General features: G+C 62.8%; 21 protein-coding genes. 3 read left to right on the top strand and 18 right to left on the bottom strand.

The annotated features are described in order from the left end of the window. Positions 1-19 precede the first annotated feature (19 nt). The 7 genes from dnaE to lspA all read right to left on the bottom strand — a co-directional run bounded on the left by dnaE (position 20) and on the right by lspA (position 9151). Positions 20-3577 carry a DNA polymerase III subunit alpha gene (dnaE, locus tag KBX17_RS02235; RefSeq protein ID WP_256018353.1) on the bottom strand — a complete coding sequence of 1186 codons (3558 nt, stop codon included), beginning with the start codon at positions 3575-3577 and terminating at the stop codon, positions 20-22. 9 nt (positions 3578-3586) lie between these two features. Next, positions 3587-4885, bottom strand: coding sequence for an ABC transporter permease (locus tag KBX17_RS02230; RefSeq protein ID WP_256018352.1), 1299 nt, complete (start codon positions 4883-4885; stop codon positions 3587-3589). Beyond that, positions 4872-5561 carry an ABC transporter ATP-binding protein gene (locus KBX17_RS02225; RefSeq protein WP_256018487.1) on the bottom strand — a complete coding sequence of 230 codons (690 nt, stop codon included), beginning with the start codon at positions 5559-5561 and terminating at the stop codon, positions 4872-4874. The genes KBX17_RS02230 and KBX17_RS02225 overlap by 14 nt, the downstream gene beginning before the upstream one ends. A gap of 71 nt (positions 5562-5632) precedes the next feature. Further along, positions 5633-7117, bottom strand: a complete 1485-nt coding sequence (locus tag KBX17_RS02220) for an efflux RND transporter periplasmic adaptor subunit (RefSeq protein WP_256018350.1) — start codon at positions 7115-7117, stop codon at positions 5633-5635. Positions 7118-7183: 66 nt separating this feature from the next. Beyond that, positions 7184-7708: a hypothetical protein gene (locus tag KBX17_RS02215; RefSeq protein WP_256018348.1), complete on the bottom strand. Its 525-nt coding sequence runs from the start codon at positions 7706-7708 to the stop codon at positions 7184-7186. Next, positions 7705-8628: an RluA family pseudouridine synthase gene (locus KBX17_RS02210; RefSeq protein WP_255997913.1), complete on the bottom strand. Its 924-nt coding sequence runs from the start codon at positions 8626-8628 to the stop codon at positions 7705-7707. The genes KBX17_RS02215 and KBX17_RS02210 overlap by 4 nt, the downstream gene beginning before the upstream one ends. After that, complete coding sequence (gene lspA, locus KBX17_RS02205; protein ID WP_256018347.1) at positions 8621-9151, bottom strand: signal peptidase II; 531 nt, start codon at positions 9149-9151, stop codon at positions 8621-8623. The genes KBX17_RS02210 and lspA overlap by 8 nt, the downstream gene beginning before the upstream one ends. Before the next feature lie 44 nt (positions 9152-9195). Between lspA and KBX17_RS02200 the strand changes: the two genes are divergently transcribed. Both KBX17_RS02200 and KBX17_RS02195 read left to right on the top strand, forming a co-directional pair. Further along, on the top strand, positions 9196-10080 hold the full coding sequence (locus KBX17_RS02200; RefSeq protein WP_256018345.1) for a hypothetical protein: 885 nt from the start codon (positions 9196-9198) through the stop codon (positions 10078-10080). A 1-nt stretch (position 10081) separates the two neighbouring features. Beyond that, positions 10082-11761, top strand: coding sequence for an ABC-F family ATP-binding cassette domain-containing protein (locus KBX17_RS02195; RefSeq protein ID WP_256018344.1), 1680 nt, complete (start codon positions 10082-10084; stop codon positions 11759-11761). On the opposite strand, the gene KBX17_RS02190 is transcribed toward KBX17_RS02195, so the two are convergent. Next, positions 11758-12435, bottom strand: a complete 678-nt coding sequence (locus KBX17_RS02190; RefSeq protein WP_256018343.1) for a hypothetical protein — start codon at positions 12433-12435, stop codon at positions 11758-11760. The two genes, KBX17_RS02195 and KBX17_RS02190, sit on opposite strands and share 4 nt — an antisense overlap. A gap of 87 nt (positions 12436-12522) precedes the next feature. Between KBX17_RS02190 and KBX17_RS02185 the strand changes: the two genes are divergently transcribed. Continuing rightward, positions 12523-13404: an asparaginase domain-containing protein gene (locus tag KBX17_RS02185; RefSeq protein ID WP_256018341.1), complete on the top strand. Its 882-nt coding sequence runs from the start codon at positions 12523-12525 to the stop codon at positions 13402-13404. A gap of 2 nt (positions 13405-13406) precedes the next feature. On the opposite strand, the gene KBX17_RS02180 is transcribed toward KBX17_RS02185, so the two are convergent. The 10 genes from KBX17_RS02180 to KBX17_RS02135 form a co-directional block, all read right to left on the bottom strand. Continuing rightward, positions 13407-14789 carry a DNA polymerase IV gene (locus KBX17_RS02180; RefSeq protein ID WP_256018340.1) on the bottom strand — a complete coding sequence of 461 codons (1383 nt, stop codon included), beginning with the start codon at positions 14787-14789 and terminating at the stop codon, positions 13407-13409. After that, positions 14786-15607, bottom strand: coding sequence for a hypothetical protein (locus tag KBX17_RS02175; RefSeq protein WP_256018333.1), 822 nt, complete (start codon positions 15605-15607; stop codon positions 14786-14788). Before KBX17_RS02175 ends, KBX17_RS02180 begins: the two co-directional genes overlap by 4 nt. A gap of 48 nt (positions 15608-15655) precedes the next feature. Beyond that, positions 15656-18829, bottom strand: a complete 3174-nt coding sequence (gene ileS, locus KBX17_RS02170; RefSeq protein ID WP_256018331.1) for an isoleucine--tRNA ligase — start codon at positions 18827-18829, stop codon at positions 15656-15658. A 463-nt stretch (positions 18830-19292) separates the two neighbouring features. Continuing rightward, complete coding sequence (locus tag KBX17_RS02165; protein WP_005289580.1) at positions 19293-20150, bottom strand: DivIVA domain-containing protein; 858 nt, start codon at positions 20148-20150, stop codon at positions 19293-19295. 117 nt (positions 20151-20267) lie between these two features. After that, a complete protein-coding gene (locus KBX17_RS02160; RefSeq protein ID WP_005289578.1) occupies positions 20268-20555 on the bottom strand; it encodes a YggT family protein in 288 nt (95 codons plus the stop codon). Positions 20556-20572: 17 nt separating this feature from the next. Beyond that, complete coding sequence (locus tag KBX17_RS02155) at positions 20573-21007, bottom strand: cell division protein SepF (protein ID WP_005289575.1); 435 nt, start codon at positions 21005-21007, stop codon at positions 20573-20575. Between the two features lie 53 nt (positions 21008-21060). Then, positions 21061-21765 carry a YggS family pyridoxal phosphate-dependent enzyme gene (locus KBX17_RS02150; RefSeq protein WP_256018485.1) on the bottom strand — a complete coding sequence of 235 codons (705 nt, stop codon included), beginning with the start codon at positions 21763-21765 and terminating at the stop codon, positions 21061-21063. Continuing rightward, entirely contained in the window at positions 21765-22430 is a 666-nt protein-coding gene (gene pgeF / locus KBX17_RS02145) for a peptidoglycan editing factor PgeF (RefSeq protein WP_256002447.1), read from the bottom strand. Before pgeF ends, KBX17_RS02150 begins: the two co-directional genes overlap by 1 nt. Positions 22431-22463: 33 nt before the next feature. Continuing rightward, the gene (ftsZ, locus tag KBX17_RS02140; RefSeq protein ID WP_256018329.1) at positions 22464-23753 is read right to left on the bottom strand and encodes a cell division protein FtsZ; all 1290 of its coding nucleotides are present in this window, start codon (positions 23751-23753) and stop codon (positions 22464-22466) included. A 148-nt stretch (positions 23754-23901) separates the two neighbouring features. Further along, positions 23902-24555: a cell division protein FtsQ/DivIB gene (locus tag KBX17_RS02135; protein ID WP_232210288.1), complete on the bottom strand. Its 654-nt coding sequence runs from the start codon at positions 24553-24555 to the stop codon at positions 23902-23904. Positions 24556-24558 lie beyond the last annotated feature (3 nt).

Raw genomic sequence — 24558 nt, 5'->3', positions numbered from 1 at the left:
ATGCGCTCGCCAGCTTTTTCTATCCCAGGACTCCGGCACCCATGGCGGCCTTCAAATCGCCCATGAGGCTGCCGGATCTTTCAACCCGCAGGTGGTCCCCCAAGATCATCAATTGGGACTGGTCACCGTTGACCAGGTTCAAGTAGACGTCCGAGTCACCCGGGTTATTCGACAGAACCTGCTTGAGTTTGCGGATGTTGTCCATCGTGCACTGCTCAGTCTTCAGAGTCAGGCGCAGCGGCAAACCCGCACCGTTGCCGGGTCCGAGTTCCGGTACCTTCACGTCGTCGCCGAATAGGCTCATGCGGTCGTCGCGGATGGACACGTGCGCCTTGACCAGTATGATGTTGTCCTCGACGATCTGCGGCGCCACCAGCGCGTAGACCTTGTTGAACAGTAGCACTTCGACCTGCGCACCGTGGTGGTCCTCGAGGGTGACGATGGCCCATGGGGAACCGTCCTTTTTCGAGTACCGCCGATCCACGCCGGAAATAATGCCGCCGATGGTGACTTCATCACCGTGGCGCATCTCTCCTTCTAGGATCTTCGGCAGCGGAGTGTCGGTCTGGACGTCAATGGCTTCCTCGAAACCGTCGAGCGGGTGGCCCGAGACGTACAGACCAAGCATCTCGCGCTCGAGGGCGAGTTTGTGCTTCTTTTCCCATTCGTCGTCAGGCACTTCAATGGAGAACGCGTTCGATGCCTCCTGCTCCCCTCCGAAGGCAGAAAACAGGTCGAACTGTCCCTTGTCCGCCGCTTTCTTGGTGGTCAGCACGGAGTCGACGGCGTCGTCAGACACCAGCAACAGACCCTTGCGCGGGTGGCCGAGCGAGTCGAACGCGCCCGCCTTGATCAGCGACTCGGTAATGCGCTTGTTGCACGGCAGCAGATCGATCTTGTCCAGGTAATCGGAGAAGTTGGTGAAGGCGCCCTTGGTGCGGCGGGACTCCATGATGGACTCCACCACCTCTGTACCGACGTTGCGGATCGCGGCAAGCCCGTAGCGGATGTCCTTGTCCACGGCCATGAAGGTCTCTTCAGACTCGTTAATGTCCGGCGGGAGCACCGAGATGCCCAGGTGCCTGCAGTCCGCCAGGTAGATGGCGGACTTGTCCTTCTTGTCGCCGACAGACGTCAGCAGAGCGGCCATGTATTCCGCGGCGTAGTTCGCCTTGAGGTAGGCCGTCCAGTAGGACACGAGCGCGTATCCGGCGGCGTGGGACTTGTTGAACGCGTAGGACGCGAACGGCTCGATCGTGCCCCACAAAGCGTCGACAGCCGCCTTGGAGTAGCCGTTGTCGAACATGCCTTGGGAGAACTTCTCGTACTCCTGGGCGAGCACTTCCGGCTTCTTCTTACCCATCGCCTTACGGAAGCCGTCTGCTTGGCCGGCGGTGTAGTTGGCCACCTTCTGGGAGATGTTCATGATCTGCTCTTGGTAAACGATCAGCCCGTACGTCTCGTCGAGGATCTCCTTGAGCGGCTCCTCCAGCTCCGGGTGGATCGGAGTGATCGGCTTTCGGCCGTTCTTGCGGTCCGCGTAATCCCAGTGCGCGTTCACACCCATCGGGCCGGGACGGTAGAGCGCCAACGAGGCGACAATATCGTTGAAGCCGGTCGGCTTCATGCGCTTGAGCAGCTCCTGCATGCCGCCGCCGTCGAGCTGAAACACACCGAGTGTGTCACCACGGGACAGCAGCTTGTAGACCGCCTCATTGTCCGTGTCCAATGCCTCGAGATCGATCGTCTCGCCGCGGTTCTTCTCAATGTTCTCGATGGCGTCACCGATCACCGTGAGGTTACGCAGCCCCAGGAAATCCATCTTCAGCAGGCCGATGGCCTCACACGCTGGGTAGTCCCAGCCGGTGATCAGTGCGCCGTCGGCAGGCCTCTTCCACATCGGGATGTGGTCCATGAGCGGCACCGACGCCATAATCACGGCACACGCGTGCACGCCTGCTTGCCTGACGACGCCTTCCAGACCCCGTGCCGTCTCATAAATCTTCGCCACATCCGGGTCAGTCTCAATCATCGAACGGACCTCGGTGGCCTCGGAGTAGCGGTCGTGCTCCGGGTCGGTGATACCGGACAGCGGGATGTCCTTCGCCATGATCGCCGGTGGGAGTGCAGCGTTGATCCGGTCGGCCTTCTGGAAACCTTCCTGGCCGAAGTTGACCTTGGCGGAGTCCTTGATCGCCTGCTTCGTCTTCACGGTGCCGAAGGTGATCACCTGGGCGATCTTGTCCTCGCCCCAGTTCTCTGCGGCATAGGTGAGCATCTCGCCGCGGCGGCGGTCGTCGAAGTCAATATCGATATCGGGTGCGGACGGACGCTCAGGGTTCAAGAAACGCTCGAAGAGCAGGCCGTGCTCCATCGGATCGATATTGGTGATGGTCAGCGCGTACGCGACCAGGGAACCTGCTGCGGAACCACGGCCCGGACCGACGCGGATACCGATGGAACGTGCGTGCTTGATCAGCTCAGCGACGATCAGGAAGTACGACGGGTAGCCCTTCATGTCGATGACGTCGATCTCGTAGTCGGCGCGGGTGCGGTAATCCTCCGGCACCTCCTTGCCCTCGAACCGCTCATCCAGGCCGCGGTGCACTTCCTTGCGCAGCCACGTCGTCGGGGTCTCCCCCTCCGGCACGGTGGCGATCGGCATGCGGTCGTGCGGGTGCTCCTCCCACAACTCGCCGTAGTCACCGACGCGCTCGGCGACCCAGAGAGTGTTGTCGCAGCCGTCGGGCACCATGTCGTCCCAGTCGTTGCGCATCTGCTCGGCGGACTTGATGTAGTAGCCGGTGCCGTCGAACTTGAACCGGTCCGGGTCCAGCAGCGTCTTACCGGTCTGCACACACAGCATCGCCTCGTGGGCGGGCGCCTGGGATTCCAGCACGTAGTGGCAGTCGTTGGTGACCAACGGCGGCAGGTCCAGAGCCTCACCGATGCGCAGCAAATCCTCACGGACGCGGCGTTCAATGGTCAGCCCGTGGTCCATGAGCTCGAGGAAGTAGTTGTCCTTGCCGTAGATGTCCTGCCACATCGCGGCGGCCTCGAGCGCCTGGTCATACTGGCCCAATCGCAGGCGCGTTTGCACGTCACCGGACGGGCACCCCGTCGTGGCGATAATGCCGTCGGCATGCTCGGCGATGAGCTCCGCATCCATACGCGGCCACTTACCTAGCTGACCTTCGTAAGATGCCAGCGAGCTCAAGCGGAACAGATTGCGCAACCCTGTCGCGTTCTCCGCCAACATGGTCTGGTGCAGGTACGCACCGGAGGCGGAAACGTCATCGCCCTTCTGGTCCGGGGTGCCCCACAGCACGCGCTTCTTATTGAAGCGCGACTCGGGTGCCATGTAGGCCTCGATACCAATGATGGGCTTGATGCCCGCGTCTGTCATCCGGCGGTAGAACGCATTCGACCCGAACATGTTGCCGTGGTCGGTCATGCCGACTGCGGGCATGCCCTGGCGGGAGACCTCCTCCGCCAGCAGATCCACCTTGGCCATGCCGTCGAGCATGGAGAACTCGGTGTGGTTGTGCAGGTGGACAAAGGAGGATTTTTTGGCCATGAGGAGAGTCTACTCGTAGCGCAAAGCGTCGATCGGTTGCATCTTGGCAGCCTTGTTTGCCGGGTAGAAACCGAAGAAGACGCCGATACCCATCGAGAACAACAGCGAGAACACCACTGCCCCGATCGGTGGGAATGCCACCGGGCCGTAAGAGTCACCTTCAATGAAGCCGAGCAAGCCACTCGACAACACGCCGATGAGGCCGCCGAGTAGCACGCCAATGATTCCACCGAGCAGACACACCATCACTGCCTCAACGATGAACTGGGTGCGGATGTCGCGGCGGGTCGCGCCGAGCGCCTTACGCACACCGATTTCCCGGGTGCGTTCGGTGACGGTGATGAGCATGACGTTCATCACGCCGATGCCGCCGACGAGCAGAGAAATACCACCGATGGACGCGATCACCGTGCTAATGGCGCCAAAGATGGCTGTGAATCCCTCGAGGGACGACTCCATGTCGATGACTTGCGCCTCGGCGTTGTCATTGTGCGCGTACTGGCGGTCCATGTAGCTTTGCAGCTCGTTGCGGAACTCAGCCGGGTCCTCATCACCGGTGGTCTGCACGATGAACATGTTGACGCTGTCAATGGGTTCGGCGACCCGCTCGAGTGAGCTCAACGGGATATAGATCTGACCATAGGCCTGCATCTGACCAAAGCTATCGGCACTTTCTTCCTCGGCTTCGGCGACACCGATCACGGTGAACACCCCGGTGGAATCGCCTTCGATATCGATGCGCTCACCGAGGGCGGCGGCTGCGTCGCCGTCAAAGAATGCGTCGACAAGCTCCTGCGAAATCACCGCGACGGGACGCTCGGTATCAATGTCCTGCTGCGTCACTCCCCGACCGAATTCAACGTTGATGGCGCGAACGCCCAAGGAATCCGCAAGCACCGGATTGATATCGGCAGATGCTGTCTTTTCGCCGTATTTCGTCTCCGCGGGGACCATCTCGGAGATATCCGTTCCGATGACCCGCTCACCGAAGTGGTCCCGGAGCTGGCCGAGCTCGTCGATAGAAACCATGTCGGACTCATCATCGACCGGCATGTCCATGCCGCCGGAGAACTCGTCTTCCGGCATCGCTTCTTCTTCGTCTGGAGTTTGGGCGATCATCACCACGTGCCGGGACGCGCCAATGTCTTCCAGACCGCTCATCACCTGGTTCTGCAGGCCGCGGCCGAGCGTCATGATGATGATCACGGCCATGATGCCGATGATGATGCCCAGCAGGGTCAAAATGGAGCGCAGTTTATTCGTGCGCAGGCTGCTTGTGGCCAGGTTGATTGATTCACGCAGCTCCATGGGCACCTCCTGCGCGCACATCCACAACGTGGCCGTCCTTCATTTCCACAACCCGCTGCGTCTCTTCGGCTAGGTCCGGGTTGTGGGTAATGAAGACGATGGCTTTGCCGTAGTCCTGATTGAGACGATGGAAAAGATCCATGACCATGCGTCCGGTTTGGGAGTCCAGGGCACCCGTCGGTTCGTCCGCAAGCAGCAGATCCGGGTCGTTCGCCAGACTGCGCGCAATGGCCACGCGCTGCTTCTGACCACCGGAAAGCTCATTCGGTTCATGCGTGAGGCGGTCACCCATGCCGACAATCTCGAGCAGCTCTGCGGCGCGTTCTTCGCGCTCACGCTTGCCGACGCCCGCGTACATCATCGGCATGGCAACATTTTGCAGCGCATTGATGCGGCCGACCAAGTTGAAGTTCTGGAAGATGAAGCCGATGTTTTGGGAGCGGTACGTCGCCAGTTCCGTGTCGTTTTTCTGGAAGACATCTTCACCGTTGAAGGCGTAACCGCCGTGGGTGGGCTTATCCAGCATGCCGATGAGGTTCATCAGGGTCGATTTACCGCAACCGGACGGGCCCACAATGGAGACGAACTCACCCTGTTTGGTGTCGAAGTCGATGCCGTGAAGCACCGTGAGCTCGGTGTCTTTGCCCTCGTTGTACTTCTTGATGATGCCGCGCATGAAAATGAGCTGGTCAGGATCAATCTTGACCAGCTGCGGCTGGTCAGCTGCGGGAGTTTCCGTCACGGTGGTTACTCCTGCGCGGACTTATCGGCGGGTTTGTCACCGGACTTGTCAGCGGATGTGTCATCGGCGATGGTCACTTCTTCACCGATGCGATCGCGATAATCGTCCGGCCAGGCGATGACCGTGTCGCCCTCTTTGAGGTCGCCTCCGGTGACGGCGATGTCGGTGTCGTTCTTCACACCGGTCTCCACAGTGCGCTCTTCGATCTTGCCCGTGGTGGCGTCCTCGTTCTCGCGGGCGAGCACGAGCACCTTGTTGCCGTCGAACACAGCGTCGCGTGGGATGCTCAATCCATCCGGGCTTTCGTCGGTGATGATCTCCACCCGCGCGGACGCTCCCAAGCGCAGGTCTTTGGTATCGCCGGTGACTTCGATCTCCACCGGGAAGGTGACACCGGTGTCCTTCTTGTCGCCGCCCTGGCCCTGCATCGCACGCGCAGCGGCTTCAGCGCCAGCTCCAGCGGGATCACCGTCAGCCATAGGGGCGACGCGGCGCACGCGGCCCTCAAACTCCTTGTCATCCGTCACCGGGGTGGTGAAGGTGACGCGGTTTCCTTCGCGCACATTGGCCACATCGGACTCGCGCACGTTGGCGCGGACGAGGAAGCGCGAGGTATCGGACACGGTCATCAGGCCACCCGCGGCCGGCGATCCCTCCTCCGCCTCGATCTTGGTCACCACGCCGTCCATGGGGGCGTAGATTTCCGGATCTGGCGTCTCGTATTCCTGGATGCTTTCTTCGGCCTGCGCCTGAGCCTGCTGCTGCATGAGCATTTCTTGCGTGGCCGGATCAGCTGCCGGATCACCCATTCCTGGGTCAGGAACGCCCGGGGCGCCTGGGGCACCTGGGGCACCCGGAGCACCCTGCGCGTCCATCATCTGCTGCTCGATGGCCTGCTGTGCTTCGCGCTGCCCCTGCTCGCGGCCTTGCGCGTGGGCTTCGCCCAATGCACGCTCGACCTCTTCCCTGCTCGGGCCAGAGTTGCTCGGCTGTGCCGGCTGTCCCTGCGGCGGTGGAGGCGGGGCGCACGCTTGGCCGGGTTTCGGGTGGCCCGGCAGCAACGGTTTCAGGCAGTCCTCGATGGCACTGCCGGCATCCAAGAGGGTCTCGTGCAGGCTGCCCGCAGCATCCATTTCAAGCGCTTCCGCCCCAGCACCCTGACTTTGCAGCTGCGGGCCGGCAGAGGTGTCCATGGTGACCAGGAGCTGGCCCTTTTTCACCTTGTCGCCCAGCTGCACGTGAATTTTCTCAACGGGTGCTGCCATAGCGGAGGAGATGCCGGCCTGCTTGATCGGCGCGACGGAACCGTCGACGACAATGCTGTTGACCACACCTTCCTTCGCGACGACCTGGTAGTCGCCGGAGCCGAGGTCACCGGAGGCGGCATCTCCCCCGCCGCCCATGCCGCAGGCCGAGACAAAAAATAGGGTCGAGGCAACAGCCAGGGACACTCCAGTTTTACGGGCAGTGCGGAAAGAAGACAATGTCATCTCCTGATCATCGATCAAACAGGGTCGCTTGGGCTTCAAGCTCTTCTTGACATTACACCGTCATCCTTATAATTCACCTCCGACAGTATCGACGGGGCGAATAGCGAAGGCCCCCCACACGGCATCGGGAGGAAGCGCCTCGACGGACCGCACCCGCTCATTGTCGGAGAGTCGGCGTAACGCATCGCCGGTGTCCCACACGACTACTCCGGCGAGTTCTTCCGCGGTTGCCACGGTGAAATTGTGGGCGCGGTCGCCCTCCCCGACAGGCAGCGGATGCGACTCGGGCGGCAGAATCGCGTTCACTCGACCAATGGGCTCCAAGACATCCGCGGCCTCTTCCGCGCTCAACGCCGGTGAGAACGTGACCAGGGCGAAGGCAGGTTCGTCGCCCGGAGCGCTGCGCATGCTTATCGACGCTCGCTGCGCATATTCCTGCGCACTCTCCCCCGCGTCTGGACCGAGCTGGTCGCCTTGGGGCGCCGGTTCAAATCCGGTACGGGTTCCCAACAGCCAGATCCCGGTGATGAGAACCACCGAGACAGCGAGCACCCCGATGACGGCGGTCAGTGCAGTGGGGAACTTTCTCATGCCCGCAGCACGTCCACTGCGTGCTGAAGGTCGGGTGGATAGGGTGACTCCACTTCCATCCACGCTCCGGTGCCGGGGTGGACGAAACCGAGTGCAGTGGCGTGCAACCACTGCCGGATCAGCCCCAGCCGCTTGCCCAAGTTCGGGTCGGAGCCGTACATCGGGTCCCCCACGCAGGGGTGGCCCACCGAGGACATGTGGACGCGGATCTGGTGCGTGCGTCCCGTTTCCAAGTGGACTTCCAGCAGGCTTGCTTCCCGGAACGCCTCGAGAACCTCGTAATGGGTGACTGAGTGACGCCCGTCTGCGGTGACGGCGAACTTCCACCCCGACGACGGGTGCCGGCCAATCGGCGCGTCGATCGTTCCCACGATCGGATCGGGCAAACCCTGCACGACGGCGTGATAAGTCTTCTCCACCGTGCGCTCTTTGAACGCGCGCTTGAGCACCGAGTATCCCGGGATCGAGTTGGCCACGACCATGACACCCGAGGTACCCACGTCGAGCCGCTGCACAATGCCCTTGCGCTCCGGCGGGCCTGCATCGGGCAATTGGTAGCCCATGGCTTGCAGCCCGCCCACCACCGTGGGGCCGTCCCAACCCAGCGTCGGGTGCGCGGCGACGCCGACGGGCTTGTCCACGACAATGACGTCATCATCGTCGTACAGCACCGTCAGACCTTCAACGATCTCCTCCTTCGGCATCGGCGCCTGCTTCGGCTCCGGCAAGGTCACCTCGAGGCTATGCCCGGTGGAGACGCGGTCGGATTTGGTCACTCGGGAGCCGTCGATAAGCACCTCGCCCGCTTCAATGAGCTCAGCCGCGACAGTGCGCGACAGACCGAATGCTTTGGCCACGGCAGCGTCGACGCGCATGCTGTCGAGCCCCTCTGGAACAACGAGCGAACGGTACCTACTCATTGCTGCCCCCGTCTTTGTCCTCATCCTTATCTTCATTGTTGTCCCCCAGGAACAAGGAGAGCACGAAGACCGCCACTCCGACATTGATGGCGATGTCCGCGACGTTGAACACCGCGAAGCTGCCGATGGAGATGTAGTCCACCACGTGCCCGAACCAGAATCCCGGATCGCGGAACAGGCGGTCGATGAGGTTGCCCAGCGCGCCGCCGGCGATGAGCGCGATGCCCAGTGCCTCCCACTTATCGCGGATCCGCGGGGCCACAAGGAGCGCGCCGACAACGAAGACGAGCTGGATCGTGGTGAAGATCCACGTGGAGTTCTGGCCCATCGAAAAGGCCGCGCCGGGGTTGAACAGCAGGTAAAGACGGAACCAGTCGCCGATCAGATACACCGGCTCACCCGGGGTGAGCACCGTGACCATGGTCTGTTTGAGGATTTGATCGATCACACCGACCGCGGCCATGACGCTCACGATGAGCGGAACATAAGGGCGGGTGCGGGTAGCTCGGCTTTCTGTGGTCATCGTCGCCTTACTGTAGTCGCTTGGCAGTGCGGTAGGTTCAATGTGTGAGATATCGGTTCCTTTCCCTGCTGCTTGCCGCATCGCTCGGGCTGAGCGCATGCGCGAAAACCGACCCGATGGACGATGTCCCAGCCTTCGAGGTCGACACCGCCACCGTGACTCTGGAAGACCAGGGCGACGGTGAGAAGCGTCAGCTGGTGTATTCAGGCGGGGAGCAAACCACGACCGTTGAGGTCTCCTACGGCGTCGCTCAAGGCGCAGTAGCCACCGACAGCGTCGACCCCGAGGCCCCGGCCGGCGGTGACGTGGACAAGGTCACGCTGCCGTTGACTATCTACATCGCGGACGATGCCTCCGAGGCGAGGGTCGGTGAGCCGAAGCATTCGAACTTGGATGCCGGCACGGACTCCCTGACTGCGGAGGACTTCCGCATGCGGTGGCAGCACGACGTCCACGGCAATATCCAGGACATCAAGCTGCTTCCACCGGAGGGCAGCTCCGACGAAGGGCGCGCGATTGTTGAGAGTGCTCTGCTCCAGGTTCTTGCCGCCCAACCGGTGTTTCCCATTGAGCCCGTCGGCGAGGGGGCGACGTGGACTGTGCAGACGCGCACGATCGGTGGTGCCCGCATGCTGCGCACAACGCGCTACACCGTGGACTCCCTCGATGGTGACACCGTTGTCCTGTCCCTCGACATCGAAGACGAGCCGACGGAGACAGAGCTCACCATCGACGACACCCAGGCCGGCGGCACGTTGACGGCTGACGAGTGGTCGACCACGTCCGACGCGACCATCACAGTGGACCTCACCAAACCGCTGCCCACGCAGGGCCAGAACGCCGCGACGACCCGCACCGTCTACAACGGCCCCAACCCCGATTTCAAAGTGGTCCAGGACGTGACCACCGCAACGACCTACGGGAAATAACATGCCTGCCCCGCTGCACATCGGACTTGACGGAGTCTCCTTTTCCTACCCCGACGGCCACCGCGTACTCACCGATATCTCCTTTGCCGTGCCGCCCGGTTCTGTCACGGGGCTGATCGGCGAGAACGGCTCCGGCAAGTCGACGTTGCTCTCCCTTATCGCCGGCGATAACAAGCCGACCGCAGGCACGATCATCACGCCGCCTGTGACGGGGTTCATCGCCCAAGAGACTTCACTGCCGTTCACGTCCCCCGCGTCGGAGCTTATCGACGCCGCCGTGGACGAACTCCGCGGCGTCGAGCGCGAGATCGGAGCCTTGTCGGAGCAAATGGCGGACAACCCCGCTGATGCCGGACTGGCGGAACGCTTCGATGTGGCTCTGACACGGGCGGAGAATTCCGGCGTGTGGGAACTGGATGCGCGCATTGCCACCGTGCTGGCCGGTTTAGGTCTGGCAGGGGTAGATCTGGCGACTCCGCTCGGCGAGATGTCCGGCGGGCAGCGACGCCGCTTCGCGCTGGCCACATTGCTGCTGCGCCCGGTGGACGCCATGGTTCTCGACGAGCCAACGAACCACTTCGATGACGAAGCAGTGGACTTCCTCGTCGACGAGCTCACCTCATTCAAAGGGCCTGTGCTGGCTGCTTCCCACGACCGCTACTTCCTGGACACCGCCTGTGACAGCTTGGTCGATCTCGACCCTGGGCTCGGCCCTGAAGGCGGTATGGGTGAAGAGACAAAGCAGGGAGCGAAATTCTCCGGCTCCTTCTCCGATTACCTCGAGGCCCGCGAGAAGCGCCGCGCCCGCTGGGCCACCGACTACGCAGCTCAGGAACACGAGCGTGAGCGGCTGGAAAAGGCCGCCCACCAAACCGAGGACGACGTGTTCCACTCGCATGAAGCTAAGACGGAAACCCGCAAAGCCGCGAAGTACTACGCTGACAAGGCTGCGAAAACGGTGGGCAACCGACGAAAAGCAGCCGAAGCGCGGCTGGAGAAACTCGAGCGCTACCAAATCCCGGCACCGCCGAAGCGGCTGCGCTTCCAGGGCCTGCCGGAGCACACCGCGACATCGCTGGGAGTCCCTGCCGTAGTGACGAAGAACCTCTCCGTCCCGGACCGGCTCGCTCCGCTGAGCATCAAAGTTCAGCCGGGCCAGCAGCTACTTGTCGAAGGCCCGAACGGGTCGGGCAAGTCGACGCTGCTGAAAATCATCGACGGCGAACTCACCGACTACAACGGCGAAATCATCATGCCGGAGGAGATCACCGTCGCACGCCTGGAGCAGGACGACGACTGGACTGATCTGTCGCGCACCCCCGCCGACATTCTGCCGAACATCGTCGAGATGGGACTGATGACGGAAGACCAGGCCGCACAGCCCCTCGACGACCTGTCCCTGGGTCAACGCCGCCGTGTTTCGCTGGGCCTGATCCTGTCCAACCCGCCGGATCTACTGCTTCTCGACGAGCCGACCAACCACCTCTCCCTCGTCCTCGCCGAGGAACTCGAAGAGGCATTGCTGGATTTCGAGGGCACAGTCATCATGACCTCCCACGACCGGTGGGTCCGCCGCAACTGGCGGCGGCGCATTGAGCAGAAAGACAATCGCGCCACGATCCTCACCCTGTCCACGCTGTGGACGGAAGAGGTGTGGCGCGAAGAAAACCCGGAAGCTTAGAGGGCCGGTGCCGGAGCACCTTCAGGAGCCGGTGCCGGTGCCGGTGCGCCGCCTGGTGCGGGTGCCGGCGCACCCTCCGGAGCAGGTGCAGGCGCACCCTCCGGAGCAGGTGCAGGCGCACCCTCGGGCGCAGGTGCCGGAGCAACGCCCTCACCTTCCGGAGTTGCCTCGCACATCTGCGGGACCTGTTCCGGGGCCACGGTGTTGCGGATCAGAATGCACGCCCACGACTGGGACAGCTTCCAGGCCCCGTTCTCATAGACGAAGGACACGTTCTCTGCGACGGAGGGGCCTTGCTCCGGCTGGGTGAAGTTCACGGCTGCGAGAACTTCGTTCGGGGTGTAGCCGGGTAGAATCGGCTCGACGACCTGGAAGTCGGCACCGGACTCCTGCTTGGCCTTCGTCATGACGTCGAACAGCTCGACAGCGTTCTCGCCGCCCTGGACGGTGCGGGTGCGCTCCTCCATCGGAAGGTTCGGGTCGGTGGCGCGGGCCAGGATCTCGTTGAGCTGCGCAGCATTGGGCATCTCGGCAGGAGCGGCCTGCTCGGTGGCCACGTTGGTTTCGGTGGCCACGGCAGTTTCTTCTGCGCCGTTCTCCTCGTCGGAGCAGGCGGCCAGGCTCAACGCTGCACCGAACGCGGCGGTGACGGCGATAAGTTTGCGTGCTTTCACTATCTCTCCTTCTGTTCCCTTAACTGGGTCAACGTTACCGCTTGTGCATGCCAGCTCAAATTGGCACGCCTGTGGCAACCTTGAGATATGAGCACAATTGCTGTGATTGCCACCGGCGGGACGATCGCCTGCGTCCCGGACGACACCGGCGCCTTGGTACCGCAACTGACCGCTGCAGACCTTATCGAGCGGGCCGCGCCCGGGGTGCCCTGCCGCCCTGTGGACGTGCAGTCTGTTGACTCCTCCTCCATGACGTTGGCGGATGTGGACAATCTCGTCGCGGAGGTTCACGCCCAGCTTGACGACGACTCCGTTACCGGCGTAGTGGTCACTCACGGCACAGATTCCCTGGCAGACACAGCGCTCGTGCTGGACCTGTTCCACACTTCGGCCAAGCCGGTCGTGGTGACGGGCGCGATGGGCACCGAAGACGGGGCGTGCAACCTGAGGCGGGCGATCGAACTCGCACACGATCCTGACAACAGCGCTGGCGGGGTCCTCGTGTGCGTGGGCGATGTGCTGCCGGCGCGGGGGCTGTTCAAGCGCGACACCGCGGAGATGTCGCCGTTCTCCGCCAACCCATCGTCGCGGCCCGAACCGGTTGCACCAGTGGCACTTGCGGGCGTGCACATCCCGATCATTCGCGCGTGGCCCGGCGCGGGCGGTGAGCTCATCGACTTTGCGGTGCGCTCCGGCGCGAACGGGATCGTGGTGGAGGCACTCGGCGCCGGCAACGTCTCCGACGCAATGGGAACAGCGATCGAGGCCGCCCTGCAGACAGTGCCGGTAGTGGTCACCACGTCTGTGCCCTTCGGCACCGTCGAGTTCACCTACGGCGGCCCCGGCGGCGGCAGCACCCTGGGTGCGTTCGGCGCGATCCCATCCGGGCCGCTGCGGGCAGGACAAGCCCGGATGGCCCTGGCAGTAGCGCTGCGGGCAGGACTCGACCCTAAGACCGTGTTCGGCTGAGCCTAGTCGTCCTGTTTCTCAAGCCAGTCGTCCCAGGCCAGCGAATCGACTGGGTCGGCCGGGACGAGGTCAGGGGCGTCAGCACGGAAGTTACACACCTTCCCCGGACCCGTTGCCCGGGTTTCAAACCGGACTGTGACAAACCCATGGCCAGCTCCTTGGATCCACCCATGACCGTGCTCGGGGTGGAACACGTCTTGGGTAGCGGTCCACCCGGACTGCTCGGTGTGCGAGAACGTCGGCAGAGGTTCGTCCGCCAGATCGCTCACGCCCGTTTCCTCCGGAATGACGCGGTGCGGGGTGATGGCCTGGTCCAACTCCGGAAACAGGGTGTCCTGCATGACGTCTTCGAGGCCCGAGAACCCCACCCCCACCAAGCGGACCGGGCCGACCTCATCTGGGTACCGGGCAATCCGGAACGCGGCGGCGATGAGGGTCTCGAGGTCATCGGTCGCGTACGGCAATGTTGTTGAGCGGGACTCAATACGAAAGTCGGCCATTTTCAGTTTGACGGTGGCGGTGCGGGCGCCGCGGCCGTCGATAAGCAACCGGCGGTGCGCCTCGGATGCCGCGCGCCTGATGGCAGCCTCGACATCTGCTGTCGTGGTCAGATCCTGCGGGTATGTGTGCTCGGCGGAAATTTGCTTCGACTCGGCGCGGGGTTTGACCTCACGTTCGTCGATGCCGCGTGCGAGCATCCACAATTGCTTGCCGACGACTCCCCCCAACGCAATATCCACTTCCCTCTCTGTCATCGCCGCAAAGTCGCCGATGGTCTCGATTCCAGCGCCTGTGAGTTTCGCCCCTGTCACCGGCCCAACACCCCACAGTTCCTTGACGGGCAGGGGATGGAGAATGTCCGTTTGCTGAGCTTTCGGAATGATGTAGGTGCCATCGGGCTTGGCCAACCCGGAGCCGATCTTGGCGTACTGCTTGCCGCTGCCGGCACCGATGGAACTGGGCAGACCCGTCTCCTCACGGATCTGGTCGCGCAGGGTGTTCGCCCAGTCGCGGACCTCGTCGGCGGTCGCGCTTTGGAGCTCGTGCGGCTCCATGAATGCCTCATCAATCGAGAGCTGTTCCACCACGTCGACATGGCGGGCGATGATCTCGAACACGCGCCGCGACGCGGTGGTGTAGACCTTTCTACGCGGGGTGACCAGGACTGCCTGCGGACCGACGAGCCGAGTGGCGCGGTATGTGGGCATGGCAGAGCGCGCCCCGAATTTCCGGGCTTCATAGCTCGCTCCGGCGACAACTCCCCTACCTGTCACGCCAGCGACGAGGACAGGGCGGCCCTTGAGTGTGGGGCGGGTCAGTTGCTCGCACGACGCGTAGAACGCGTCCATGTCGATATGGAGGACCCAGCGGGTAAGTTCTGTCATCCTTCAGGAAGTCGGTATTCAAATTCGGAAGCGGTCAGGTCTGCATCCAGCGGGTGCCAGTCCGGCAGGATGCGCAAGTCGTCGTCGGAGCTGACAACGACGAGATCGGTGGTCTGCTGGCGCGCGCTGGCCAGCTCTGAAGGGTCGAGACGGATCGAAGCGGTGTCGGACACTTTGACCGTGACGCGCTTTTCCTCCCCGCCCCTTCGGCACAGGAAGTTGTGCGGGTGGCCGACGTGAATGACGTCCCATCCCTCCGATTCGAAATGTGCCCGGGCTGAGTCCTCTGCGCGGGCCACCAGCGTGTCGATCGCGCGAAACGGGAAGGACGTAGCGCGCTCCAACTCCGCCCAGCTGCCAAACCAGAAGTTTCGTGCAATGGTGTCAAGATCCTCCGGTGACGCCTCGACTTTGCGCGGGGTGCCGTTTTTGCCGGAGCGGCGCAAAGCGTCGAAAAGCGGCGCGAGCTTGGCTGCATCATTGTCCTGTTGCTCCGCGAAGAAGGACACAGGAACCCGGCGGATGTACTTGCGCTTGCGCTCCTCCACCTCAGACGGCCATGACAGGTTGACTGGCGGAATTTCCTTATCGGGGTGGAACGGCGCGCTGACAACGACGGCCAAGAGAACGTGGCCGACAGCCTTCCGTTTGCCCGTCTTCACACCGGTGCACAGCATGAGGATGTCACCCACCTCGGGCTGATCCCGAAAGCGGCTGGTGAAACCGAGCACCGAATGCTTGCGCGCCCACTGGAGATCCTTGTGGGCCCGCGCGTCGTCCGGGAGGTTGACCACGAACAAAGACGGAGACCTACCCATGCCGCCATTCAAGCAGAATTCAGCCCGCTCATGGCTCGCCGCGGTCACCTAGCCGTTCTTAGCCACCGATGCTGTGACGCCGTCGAGCACCTCGTGGGCACCGGCACCGTCGGTAGCGACAGACAACTGCGTGGCCAAGGTCTCTGCCGCAATGTGATCAGCGTGCTGGTTCGCCCACTGCTCCTTATCGGCCGGAACGTAGAGCGTGACGGTGATCCGGTCGGAAACGTCCAGTCCCTCCTTCTTGCGGGCATCCTGCAGGCCACGGATCACGTCAGCAGCCCAGCCTTCGGCCTCGAGCTCTTCCGTGACCGTGTCATCCAGCACCACGAGCCCGTCCTTGCCCTCGATGCGTGCGGTCGAATCCGGGTCCGCAGCAACAAGACGCTCGGTGTAGAGCTCTGGAGTGAGCACGATATCGCCGTCGACAACGACGTTTGCGCCGTCGTGAACGTAATTGCCGGCCTTGACGTTCTTGATCGCGCGTTGCACATCCTTGCCCAAGGTCGGGCCCGCCACCTTGGCGTTCACGACGACTTCGAACGAGCCTGCAGAGTCGACGTCCGTGGTCAGCTCGACGTTCTTCACGTTGACTTCGTCGCGGATCACATCAGTGAACGGCTCCAAGGACTTCGCCTCCGGTAGCGCCACCTTCAGCGCAGGCAGCGGCAGGCGGTTGCGCAGCTTCTTCGCCTTGCGTAGCGACGACGCCGCCGAGCACACCGAGCGCGTCGCGTCCATTGCAGCAACGAGCTCGTCATCGGCCGGGAACTGGTCCGCGTCCGGGTAGTCGGTGAGGTGGACCGAACGCTCGCCCGTGAGACCGCGCCACATGACCTCCGTGATGTACGGCAAAAGTGGGGCAGCTGCCCGGCACAGGACCTCCAGCACCGTGTAGAGCGTGTTGAATGCCTCCGGGTGCTCGTCCTGGCCCGCCCAGAAACGGTCGCGGGAGCGACGGACGTACCAATTGGTCAAGGTGTCGGCGAAGACGCGGACCTCATCGCACGCGCCAGAGATGTCCGTTGCGTCAAGCGCTGCGCGCACGTTGCCCACCGTGTCGTGGAGCTTGGCCAGGATGTAGCGGTCCAGCACGTTATCCGAGCTGGTGTCCCACTGCGCCTCCCGATCAGAGTAGAGCTGCAGGAAGGTGTAGGCGTTCCAGATCGGCAGGATTGCCTGGCGCACGCCGTCGCGGATCCCTTGCTCGGTGACAATGAGGTTGCCGCCGCGCAGAATCGGCGAGGACATGAGGAACCAGCGCATGGCGTCGGAGCCGTCGCGGTCGAACACCTCGTAGATGTTCGGGTAGTTGCCTTTGGACTTGGACATCTTCTGGCCGTCGTCGCCAAGCACAATGCCGTGCGCGACGACCTGCTTGAACGCCACCTGGTCGAACAGCGCGGTAGACAGCACGTGCTGGACGTAGAACCAGCCGCGGCTCTGGCCGGAGTATTCGACGATGAAGTCTGCCGGTTGGCGGGTGTCGAACTCGTCGGCGTTCTCGAACGGGTAGTGGTACTGCGCAAACGGCATGGAGCCGGATTCGAACCAGCAGTCGAGTACATCCGGTACACGACGCATCGTGGACTGGCCTGTCGGGTCGTCCGGGTTCGGGCGGGTCAGTTCGTCGATGTACGGGCGGTGCAGCGACTCGGGGCGCATGCCGAAGTCCGCCTCCAACTCGTCGAGTGAGCCATAAACGTCCACACGCGGGTAGTCCGGGTTGTCCGAGACCCAGGCGGGCACCGGGGAGCCCCAGTAACGGGTACGGGAGATGTTCCAGTCGCGTGCGCCTTCCAGCCATTTACCGAACTGGCCGTCGCGGACGTGCTCCGGGATCCATTCGATGGTCTGGTTCAGCTCCACCATGCGGTCACGGATGTCGGTGACCTTCACAAACCACGCAGGCAGCGCCATGTAGATCAGAGGCTCACCGGAGCGCCAGGAGTGCGGGTAGGAGTGGACGATCACCTTGTCCTGGAAGACGCGGCCGCGAGCCTTCAGGTCGCGGATGATGTCACGGTTGGCGTCGAAAACGAGCTGGCCCTCGTACTCGGGCACCTGGCTGGTGAACGTGCCGTCAGCGTCAACGGGGATGACCAGGCCGATGCCGTACTTCTCGCAGGTGATCATATCGTCCTCACCGAAGGCCGGGGCCTGGTGGACGATACCGGTGCCGTCCTCGGTGGAGACGTAGTCCGCAACGAGGATCATGAACGCGTTCGGCTGATCGGCGAAGTAGTCGAAGACCGGGGTGTACTCCAGCCCCTCGAGCTCAGCGCCCTTGAACGTTGCGAGGACCTCCGGGTCCTCCCCCAGTTCCTTTACATACGAGCCGATGAGCGAGGTCGCGATGAGGTACTTTTCTTTCTGTGTGTCGCCGTGTGCGACACACAGTGCGTATTCGATTTCCGGGCCGACAGCCAACGCGAGGTTCGAGGGCAGGGTCCAGGGGGTGGTGGTCCAGGCGAGCGCGTTGGCGTCGATAAGCTCTGGGTGCTCAGCAAGCGTCTGCTCCGCCTTGAAGCCCGCGCGTGCACCGGTGATGGGCAGCGTGACAGTGACGGTGGGATCCTGGCGTTCCTTGTAAGAATCGTCGAGACGCGTCTCCTGGTTCGACAGCGGTGTGTGCTCAGCCCAGGAGTACGGCAGGACACGGAAGCCCTGGTAGATCAGGCCTTTGTCATAGAGCTCCTTGAACGCCCACATGACGGACTCCATGTACTCGATGTCCATCGTCTTGTAGCCATTCTCAAAGTCCACCCAGCGCGCCTGGCGGGTGACGTAGTCCTCCCACTCGCCCGCATAGTGCATGACGGACTGGCCGCAGTACTCGTTGAACTTAGCCAAGCCCATATCTTCGATCTGGGCCTTGTCAGTGATGCCCAGCTGCTTCTCCGCCTCGAGCTCAGCGGGCAAACCGTGGCAATCCCAGCCGAAGACGCGCGGCACGTGGTAGCCGGTCATCGTGCGGAAACGCGGAACGATGTCCTTGACGTACCCGGTGAGCAAGTGGCCGTAGTGCGGTAGACCGTTGGCGAACGGGGGCCCGTCGTTGAAGACGTACTCCTCGCAGTTTTCCCTGTTCTCCAGGGTGGCTTGGAAGGTGGAGTCCTTCTGCCAATAGTCCAGAACGATGCGCTCCATGTCGGGGAACTTGTTGGATCCCCCGGTCATATCCACCTTGGGGTACGCACGGCCGGCGGTGTTGCTGCTCATAATCCGATCCTTCACTCACACTGTTGCTGCCGTGCGGGGACGCAGTTCACTGAATCACTGCGCGGTACCACCCCGCTTGGAACCCATGTACGGACTCCCTCTTCGTTTGTGGTGAAGTCCGGGTCTAGTGAGCTGCGAGCTTTAGTAGCCGCGGCCGTTCTTCCGGAACGCTCCCCGGTGATGGCCGGATCATTGCGTGTCTCTTTCTGGCGCTCATTGTAGCCACCCACAAGAAGATGTGCGCAATTGTGTGGGCCTATTTAGTGGTGCCGCTGGGGGGGGCTGTGCGGAAAAGTTGACATTTTGGCTGACCGGGAACGCAATAAACCCAGGTCACAGAAACCGGGATATCAACTTTTCCGCACGGACCGCTCAGACCCCCGCCAAGCCGAAGCCAGCCGTGCGCGCGACGAAACCCCGCGCCACCGAATGGTGCGCGGGGATGGAGCCCTAGTGCAGGGCTTTAGTTTTCGCCGGACGGTGCGGAAGAACCGCGCGTCTCCAGCTCCTCGAGCTGGGACTCGAGCAGGGTCTTGAGGCGGGTACGGTACTCGCGCTCGAAGGTGCGCAGCTCGGCGATGCGAGCCTCCAGTGCGGACTGCTGTTGCTTCACCGTGTTCATGATCTCGGTGTGCTTGCGCTCGGCATCTGCCTGCAGCTGGGCTGCCTTCTCCTCTGCCTGGCGGATCTGAGCCTCGGCACGGGAGTTTGCTTCGTTGGTGGTTTCCTCGGCGCGACGCTCTGCGTCGCTGACAAGCTGGTTGGCGCGCTGCTCGGCAGCCTGGGTGGTTGCTGCAGCACGGCTCTCAGCCTCGCCGACCTGCTGGCTAGCGCTGGTGCGTGCTTCCTCGAGCAGGCGGCGGGATTCTTCCTCGGCCTCGCGGGTAACGCGCTCGGCGGTTTCCTGAGCCAAGCCCAGAACGCGTGCTGCCTGCACGTTGGCTTCTTCGGTGGCCTGTGCCGACGGGTCGATCTTGGTGGACGCAGATGCGGCAGCACCTTCGCGGGCGGTGCGTGCCTCGTTCTCTGCGCGCTCGCGAGCCTGCTGAGCCTCGCGGAGACGGCCTTCGTACTCTTGGCGCAGCTCCTGCTCGATCCGGCGGCGGATCGCGCCTTCATCTGCCTGCGGGGCACCCTGAGCCGGGGCGGAGCCGCCCTCCTCGAGACGAGCGCGCAGATCGTCGTTCTCATCCTGCAGCTGGGCGAGTGTGTCCTCGACGAGGTCCAGGAACTGGTCGACCTCGTCCTCGTTGTATCCACGCTTCCCAATCGGCGGCTTGCTGAAAGCGACATTGTGCACGTCTGCTGGTGTCAGCGGCATTTGCGTTCCCTTCGAGTTAATGGTCCGGGGGTTTTGGTTTACCGAGGTAAATAATAACCCACGTTACTTGTACCCTCAATCTTTACCAGAGGGTAAGTATTAACGCGCAATGATTGATTAAATCCCGAAGATGGTGACGATCAACGCAGAAAGGATCATTAGGCCTATGAACAGCACAATTACGCTGACATCCAAGGCCACCCCACCGAGCGGAAGTGGCGGAATATAACGGCGCAGGAAGCGGATCGGCGGGTCTGTGGTGACAAAAAAGACCTCCGCAGCGACCATGAACCACGACGGAGGATCGAAGTGTTTAGCGAAAGACTGGATCATCTCGATGATGAGCCGGACGATCACCATGAGGGTGTACAAACCCACAAGTGCATAGAGAATGGCGCCGATCATAGTCACGGCACTAAACCCTAACGCAGGTGTGCTGCGCGCTCCAGCTCGCCTACGGTGGTGCGGGCGTTCTCCGGAACGATAGCGAAAACCAGGTGCTCATCACCAGTGCGGGAGAGCTTGTGCATCTTGCCGCGGGCAGCGAAGCACAGGCCTGCGGCAAAGTCGATCAGCCGCATCGCGGTCGGCTTGTCCACGGCGGAGAGGTCCATCACCACTGCGTCGCCGTCACGGAACGGCTCGCCGATCTCCTTGGCGTCGTTGTAGTTGCGCGGGCGGACGCTGATGATGGCTGCGGTGTAGTCGCGCTGTTCGTAGTCGCGCTCTACGTAGCCGCGGGCGCTGTAGGACGTGGAGCCAGCTTCCTCGTAAGCCGGGTCATCGTAGTACGGGTCGACGGCCGGATCGTACTGGCCGAGGCCGAAGAATTCCTTCAGGCTGTTCGAGAAAGACATGGCTTAAGTCTCCTGTTCGCGGGCGGTTTTGAGGATTGTTGATGCGTTGTCCGTCAGCCTACGGGCCGCTGTCCCAGCAGCCGTGTTCCGACACGCACGATGTCGGATCCACAGGTAATTGCCTGCTCAAAATCATGTGACATCCCGGCAGATAGCAACATTGGGCGACCCAAGCGCCCAGCGTAGTCATCCGCGATGCTTCTCGACGCCTCAAAAACCCGCGCAGGGTCTGCATCGATGGGAGGCACGACCATGAAGCCGTCGACAAGCACATGCTCTAATTGCTCGGCTTCCGCGACGAGTTCCGCGAGGTCGGATTCGCGCACCCCTCCCCTGTTTTCATCTTCGTCGAAGGAGAGCTGAATGAGGCAGGGCAGCTGATCGCTCGTCCTGTCGCCGCGCTCGAGCGCAAGCGCCACACCGCTATCCAGCGCGCGGGCGAGTTTGACGGAGTCGAGTGAGTGGACTTCGCTGGCCCACCGCGCGACCGAGTTCGCCTTCTTCGTCTGGATTTGACCGATCATGGCGAACCGCATGTTGGGCAGCTCCGCCGCCTTCTGCTTCGCTTCCTGTTCCCGGTTCTCACCGACGGTGGCGATGCCGAGTTCCGCAAGCAGCGCCACATCAGATGCGGGGTGGAACTTCGTCACCGGCAGAATGGCTACGCTGCCGTCTTCGCGCCCGGCCGAGCGTTCCGCGGCGCGGACATCCTTACGGAGTCCTGCCAGGTTGGCGGCTAGTTCGTCTTTGCGTGTCATCATGCTCCCGTCAGCCAGATGATGCCGGCTTGGCGGCCGGTTTGCCCTTCGCGGCGGTAGGAAAAGAAGTCGGGGTCGGTGATGGTGTCGCGCGGATCAGCGTCAATGTGCGTCACGCCGAGGCCAAGCAACTGGCGCACCAGGCCTGCGCGCACGTCAATGCCCGGTGTGCCCTGCTTTGTGCGGGTGCGCGAGCCAGGCAAGTGCGTTTCGACGTCATCAGCCATATCCTGCGGAACCTCGTAGGATTCCCCTGCCGCAGCCGGTCCGAGAAGAGCCTGGATATTCGCCGGGGTCGCGCCCAGTTCGACCATTGTCTCCACGGTGTTGCGGACGATCCCGTTGCGCGCACCCATGCGGCCCGCGTGCGCGGCGGCGATCACGCCAGCGGCATGGTCGGCGAGCAAGACAGGCACGCAGTCGGCGACTTTCACGCACAGCGCCAGTTTCGGGGTCGTGGTGACAATCGCGTCAGTCGCTTCAACCGGGGAAGCCGTGGCGCCGTCCACCACGGTGACGGTATTGGTGTGGAGCTGCTCCATCCACACCTGACGCTCGATGCCGAGCTTTTCGCCCAGGGTGCGGCGGGTGTCCTCCAAAGACAAGTCCCCGGCCGCGCGGCCTGTGAAGACCATGCGGACGGGGCGGGAAGTGGTGTCAATCATGACACCCCAGAGTACTCCTGTTTTTCGCTCGGCTTAGCGGAGGAAGTCCGGTACGTCGAGGTCGTCGTCCAGACGCTCCTCCCGGCGGCGCGGGCGGTACTCTTCGCGGCTGCGGCTGGTACGGGAGTCAGTGAACAGCCCGCCGCGGTCATCGTCGTAGCGGTGGCGCGGAGCGGGGGCTTCGTACTGGGGCTCTGCCGGCTCGACCGGCTGAGCTGGCTGGGCAGGCTGGACGGGCTCACTGTCGTAGTCGCGGGCCTCCTCGCGCGGTTCAAACAGGGAGCTCGAGGACGGCGCCGGGGTCGGGGTCTCCTGCGCCGGTTCGGCCTCGACGACCACCTGCTCCGGGGCACCGGTGCGGTCCGGGCGGGCGTTGGCCTTCTCGTCGAAGCCAGTCGCGATGATGGTCACGCGCACCTCGTCGCCCAGGTTGTCGTCGATGATCGTGCCGAAGATGATGTTGGCGTCGTCGTCAGCCTTCTCCTCGACGATCGATGCGGCGTTGTTGACCTCCATCAGTCCCAGGTCGGAACCACCGGCGACGGAGATGAGTACGCCCTTCGCGCCCTCCATCGTCGTTTCCAGCAGCGGGGAGTTGATGGCCTGCTCGGTGGCGGCCATGACACGGTTCTCTCCGCGTGCGGAGCCGACACCCATCAGGGCAGAGCCGGCATCAGCCATGACGGAGCGAACGTCGGCGAAGTCGACGTTGATCATGCCCGGAATGGTGATCAGGTTGGTGATCCCTTGGACACCGTTGTAGAGCACCTCGTCAGCGGCGCGGAACGCTTCCATCATGGACAGCTCAGCGTCACCAAGCTGCAGCAGACGGTCATTCGGGATGACGATCACGGTGTCGCAGACTTCCTTGAGCGCCTCGATGCCCTCTAGGGCCTGGCGGGTGCGGCGCTTGCCCTCGAAGGAGAATGGGCGGGTGACAACACCGATGGTCAGCGCGCCCATCTTCTTGGCGATGCCGGCGACGACCGGAGCGGCACCAGTACCGGTACCGCCACCCTCACCTGCGGTGACGAACACCATGTCAGAGCCCTTCAGGGACTCTTCGATCTCCTGCTTGTGGTCCTCTGCGGAGGTGCGGCCGACCTCCGGGTTGGCGCCGGCACCGAGGCCTCGGGTGGCCTCGCGGCCGATGTCGAGCTTGGTGTCAGCGTCGGTGAACAGAAGTGCCTGGGAGTCGGTGTTGATGGCAACGAACTCAACACCCTTGAGGCCCTCTTCGATCATGCGGTTAACTGCGTTGACACCGCCGCCGCCGACTCCGACGACGCGGATCATGGCGAGGTAGTTGCTGGGAGAGGTCATTGGTGTGGTCTCGCCTTTCAGGGGTAACGGGGAATCGGGTTTCACAAGACGCTTTCCATCATGACCAACCTACCGCGAAAATCGGCGAATTTTTCCGGCGTGTCGGTACCCTCAACCTCTACTTTAGGGTTTGTGACCTGGAGTTATGCTATTTAGAGGTGATTTGCTGCGGGTTGCTCACGTTGAATTCGCCACCCTCGCGCTGCAGAACTGTGTCCAGAGCTAAAGACTTGTTCTCGTTGTCCTCAGACGCGCCCCACACCACAGTTTTGTCTTTGAGATGCAGCACGAAGTCGTACTTCGACCGCGCCTCAATCGAGTCCACGGCACCTTTAGCCTTCTCACTCAAGCTAGCGACAATATCGACGGCATCCTTCCGGACGTTCTCGTCGTTCATACCGCCTGTGAGCTCTACAGCGTTGTCGGGCGGAGTGTCGACGGCGAATTCGCGGCCTTCAGCGTCGATAAGCGTGGCACCCTGCGAGCCCTTCATGAACGCGACTGCGACGTTTTCCTCGACCTTGATCTTGAGCGTGCTGGGCCAACTACGTGAGGCCGTCGCCGACTTCACCCACGGCAAGGAAGCGACCCCGGACGCTGCCTCCCGTGTATTCACCTGCGCGAGCGGGATTCCTGGCTCCACCCCGGTCGCGGAGGCGATGTCTTCGTCTGAGACGTGCTGGTTGCCATCGGCCACCACGTTCTTCACAGTCATCACAGGGGTGAAGTAGATGATCGCCCACGCTACGGCGACGAGGACAAGGAGGGCCGCAATGGCGCCGGCGATTCTCTTCACAGGCATTGC

It is taken from the genome of Corynebacterium sp. CCUG 65737, from assembly GCF_024454115.1.
Classification (GTDB): Bacteria; Actinomycetota; Actinomycetes; order Mycobacteriales; family Mycobacteriaceae; genus Corynebacterium; species Corynebacterium genitalium.
This window is presented reverse-complemented; position numbering and strand designations above follow the sequence as displayed.

Excerpts from the sequence above, each read along its gene's own strand:
- dnaE (WP_256018353.1), bottom strand. The coding sequence starts at position 3,577 with ATGGCCAAAAAATCCTCCTTTGTCCACCTGCACAACCACACCGAGTTC.
- KBX17_RS02230 (WP_256018352.1), bottom strand. The coding sequence starts at position 4,885 with ATGGAGCTGCGTGAATCAATCAACCTGGCCACAAGCAGCCTGCGCACG.
- KBX17_RS02225 (WP_256018487.1), bottom strand. The coding sequence starts at position 5,561 with ATGCGCGGCATCATCAAGAAGTACAACGAGGGCAAAGACACCGAGCTC.
- KBX17_RS02220 (WP_256018350.1), bottom strand. The coding sequence starts at position 7,117 with ATGACATTGTCTTCTTTCCGCACTGCCCGTAAAACTGGAGTGTCCCTG.
- KBX17_RS02215 (WP_256018348.1), bottom strand. The coding sequence starts at position 7,708 with ATGAGAAAGTTCCCCACTGCACTGACCGCCGTCATCGGGGTGCTCGCT.
- KBX17_RS02210 (WP_255997913.1), bottom strand. The coding sequence starts at position 8,628 with ATGAGTAGGTACCGTTCGCTCGTTGTTCCAGAGGGGCTCGACAGCATG.
- lspA (WP_256018347.1), bottom strand. The coding sequence starts at position 9,151 with ATGACCACAGAAAGCCGAGCTACCCGCACCCGCCCTTATGTTCCGCTC.
- KBX17_RS02195 (WP_256018344.1), top strand. The coding sequence starts at position 10,082 with ATGCCTGCCCCGCTGCACATCGGACTTGACGGAGTCTCCTTTTCCTAC.
- KBX17_RS02185 (WP_256018341.1), top strand. The coding sequence starts at position 12,523 with ATGAGCACAATTGCTGTGATTGCCACCGGCGGGACGATCGCCTGCGTC.
- KBX17_RS02180 (WP_256018340.1), bottom strand. The coding sequence starts at position 14,789 with ATGACAGAACTTACCCGCTGGGTCCTCCATATCGACATGGACGCGTTC.
- KBX17_RS02175 (WP_256018333.1), bottom strand. The coding sequence starts at position 15,607 with ATGGGTAGGTCTCCGTCTTTGTTCGTGGTCAACCTCCCGGACGACGCG.
- ileS (WP_256018331.1), bottom strand. The coding sequence starts at position 18,829 with ATGAGCAGCAACACCGCCGGCCGTGCGTACCCCAAGGTGGATATGACC.
- KBX17_RS02165 (WP_005289580.1), bottom strand. The coding sequence starts at position 20,150 with ATGCCGCTGACACCAGCAGACGTGCACAATGTCGCTTTCAGCAAGCCG.
- KBX17_RS02160 (WP_005289578.1), bottom strand. The coding sequence starts at position 20,555 with ATGATCGGCGCCATTCTCTATGCACTTGTGGGTTTGTACACCCTCATG.
- KBX17_RS02155 (WP_005289575.1), bottom strand. The coding sequence starts at position 21,007 with ATGTCTTTCTCGAACAGCCTGAAGGAATTCTTCGGCCTCGGCCAGTAC.
- KBX17_RS02150 (WP_256018485.1), bottom strand. The coding sequence starts at position 21,765 with ATGACACGCAAAGACGAACTAGCCGCCAACCTGGCAGGACTCCGTAAG.
- pgeF (WP_256002447.1), bottom strand. The coding sequence starts at position 22,430 with ATGATTGACACCACTTCCCGCCCCGTCCGCATGGTCTTCACAGGCCGC.
- ftsZ (WP_256018329.1), bottom strand. The coding sequence starts at position 23,753 with ATGACCTCTCCCAGCAACTACCTCGCCATGATCCGCGTCGTCGGAGTC.
- KBX17_RS02135 (WP_232210288.1), bottom strand. The coding sequence starts at position 24,555 with ATGCCTGTGAAGAGAATCGCCGGCGCCATTGCGGCCCTCCTTGTCCTC.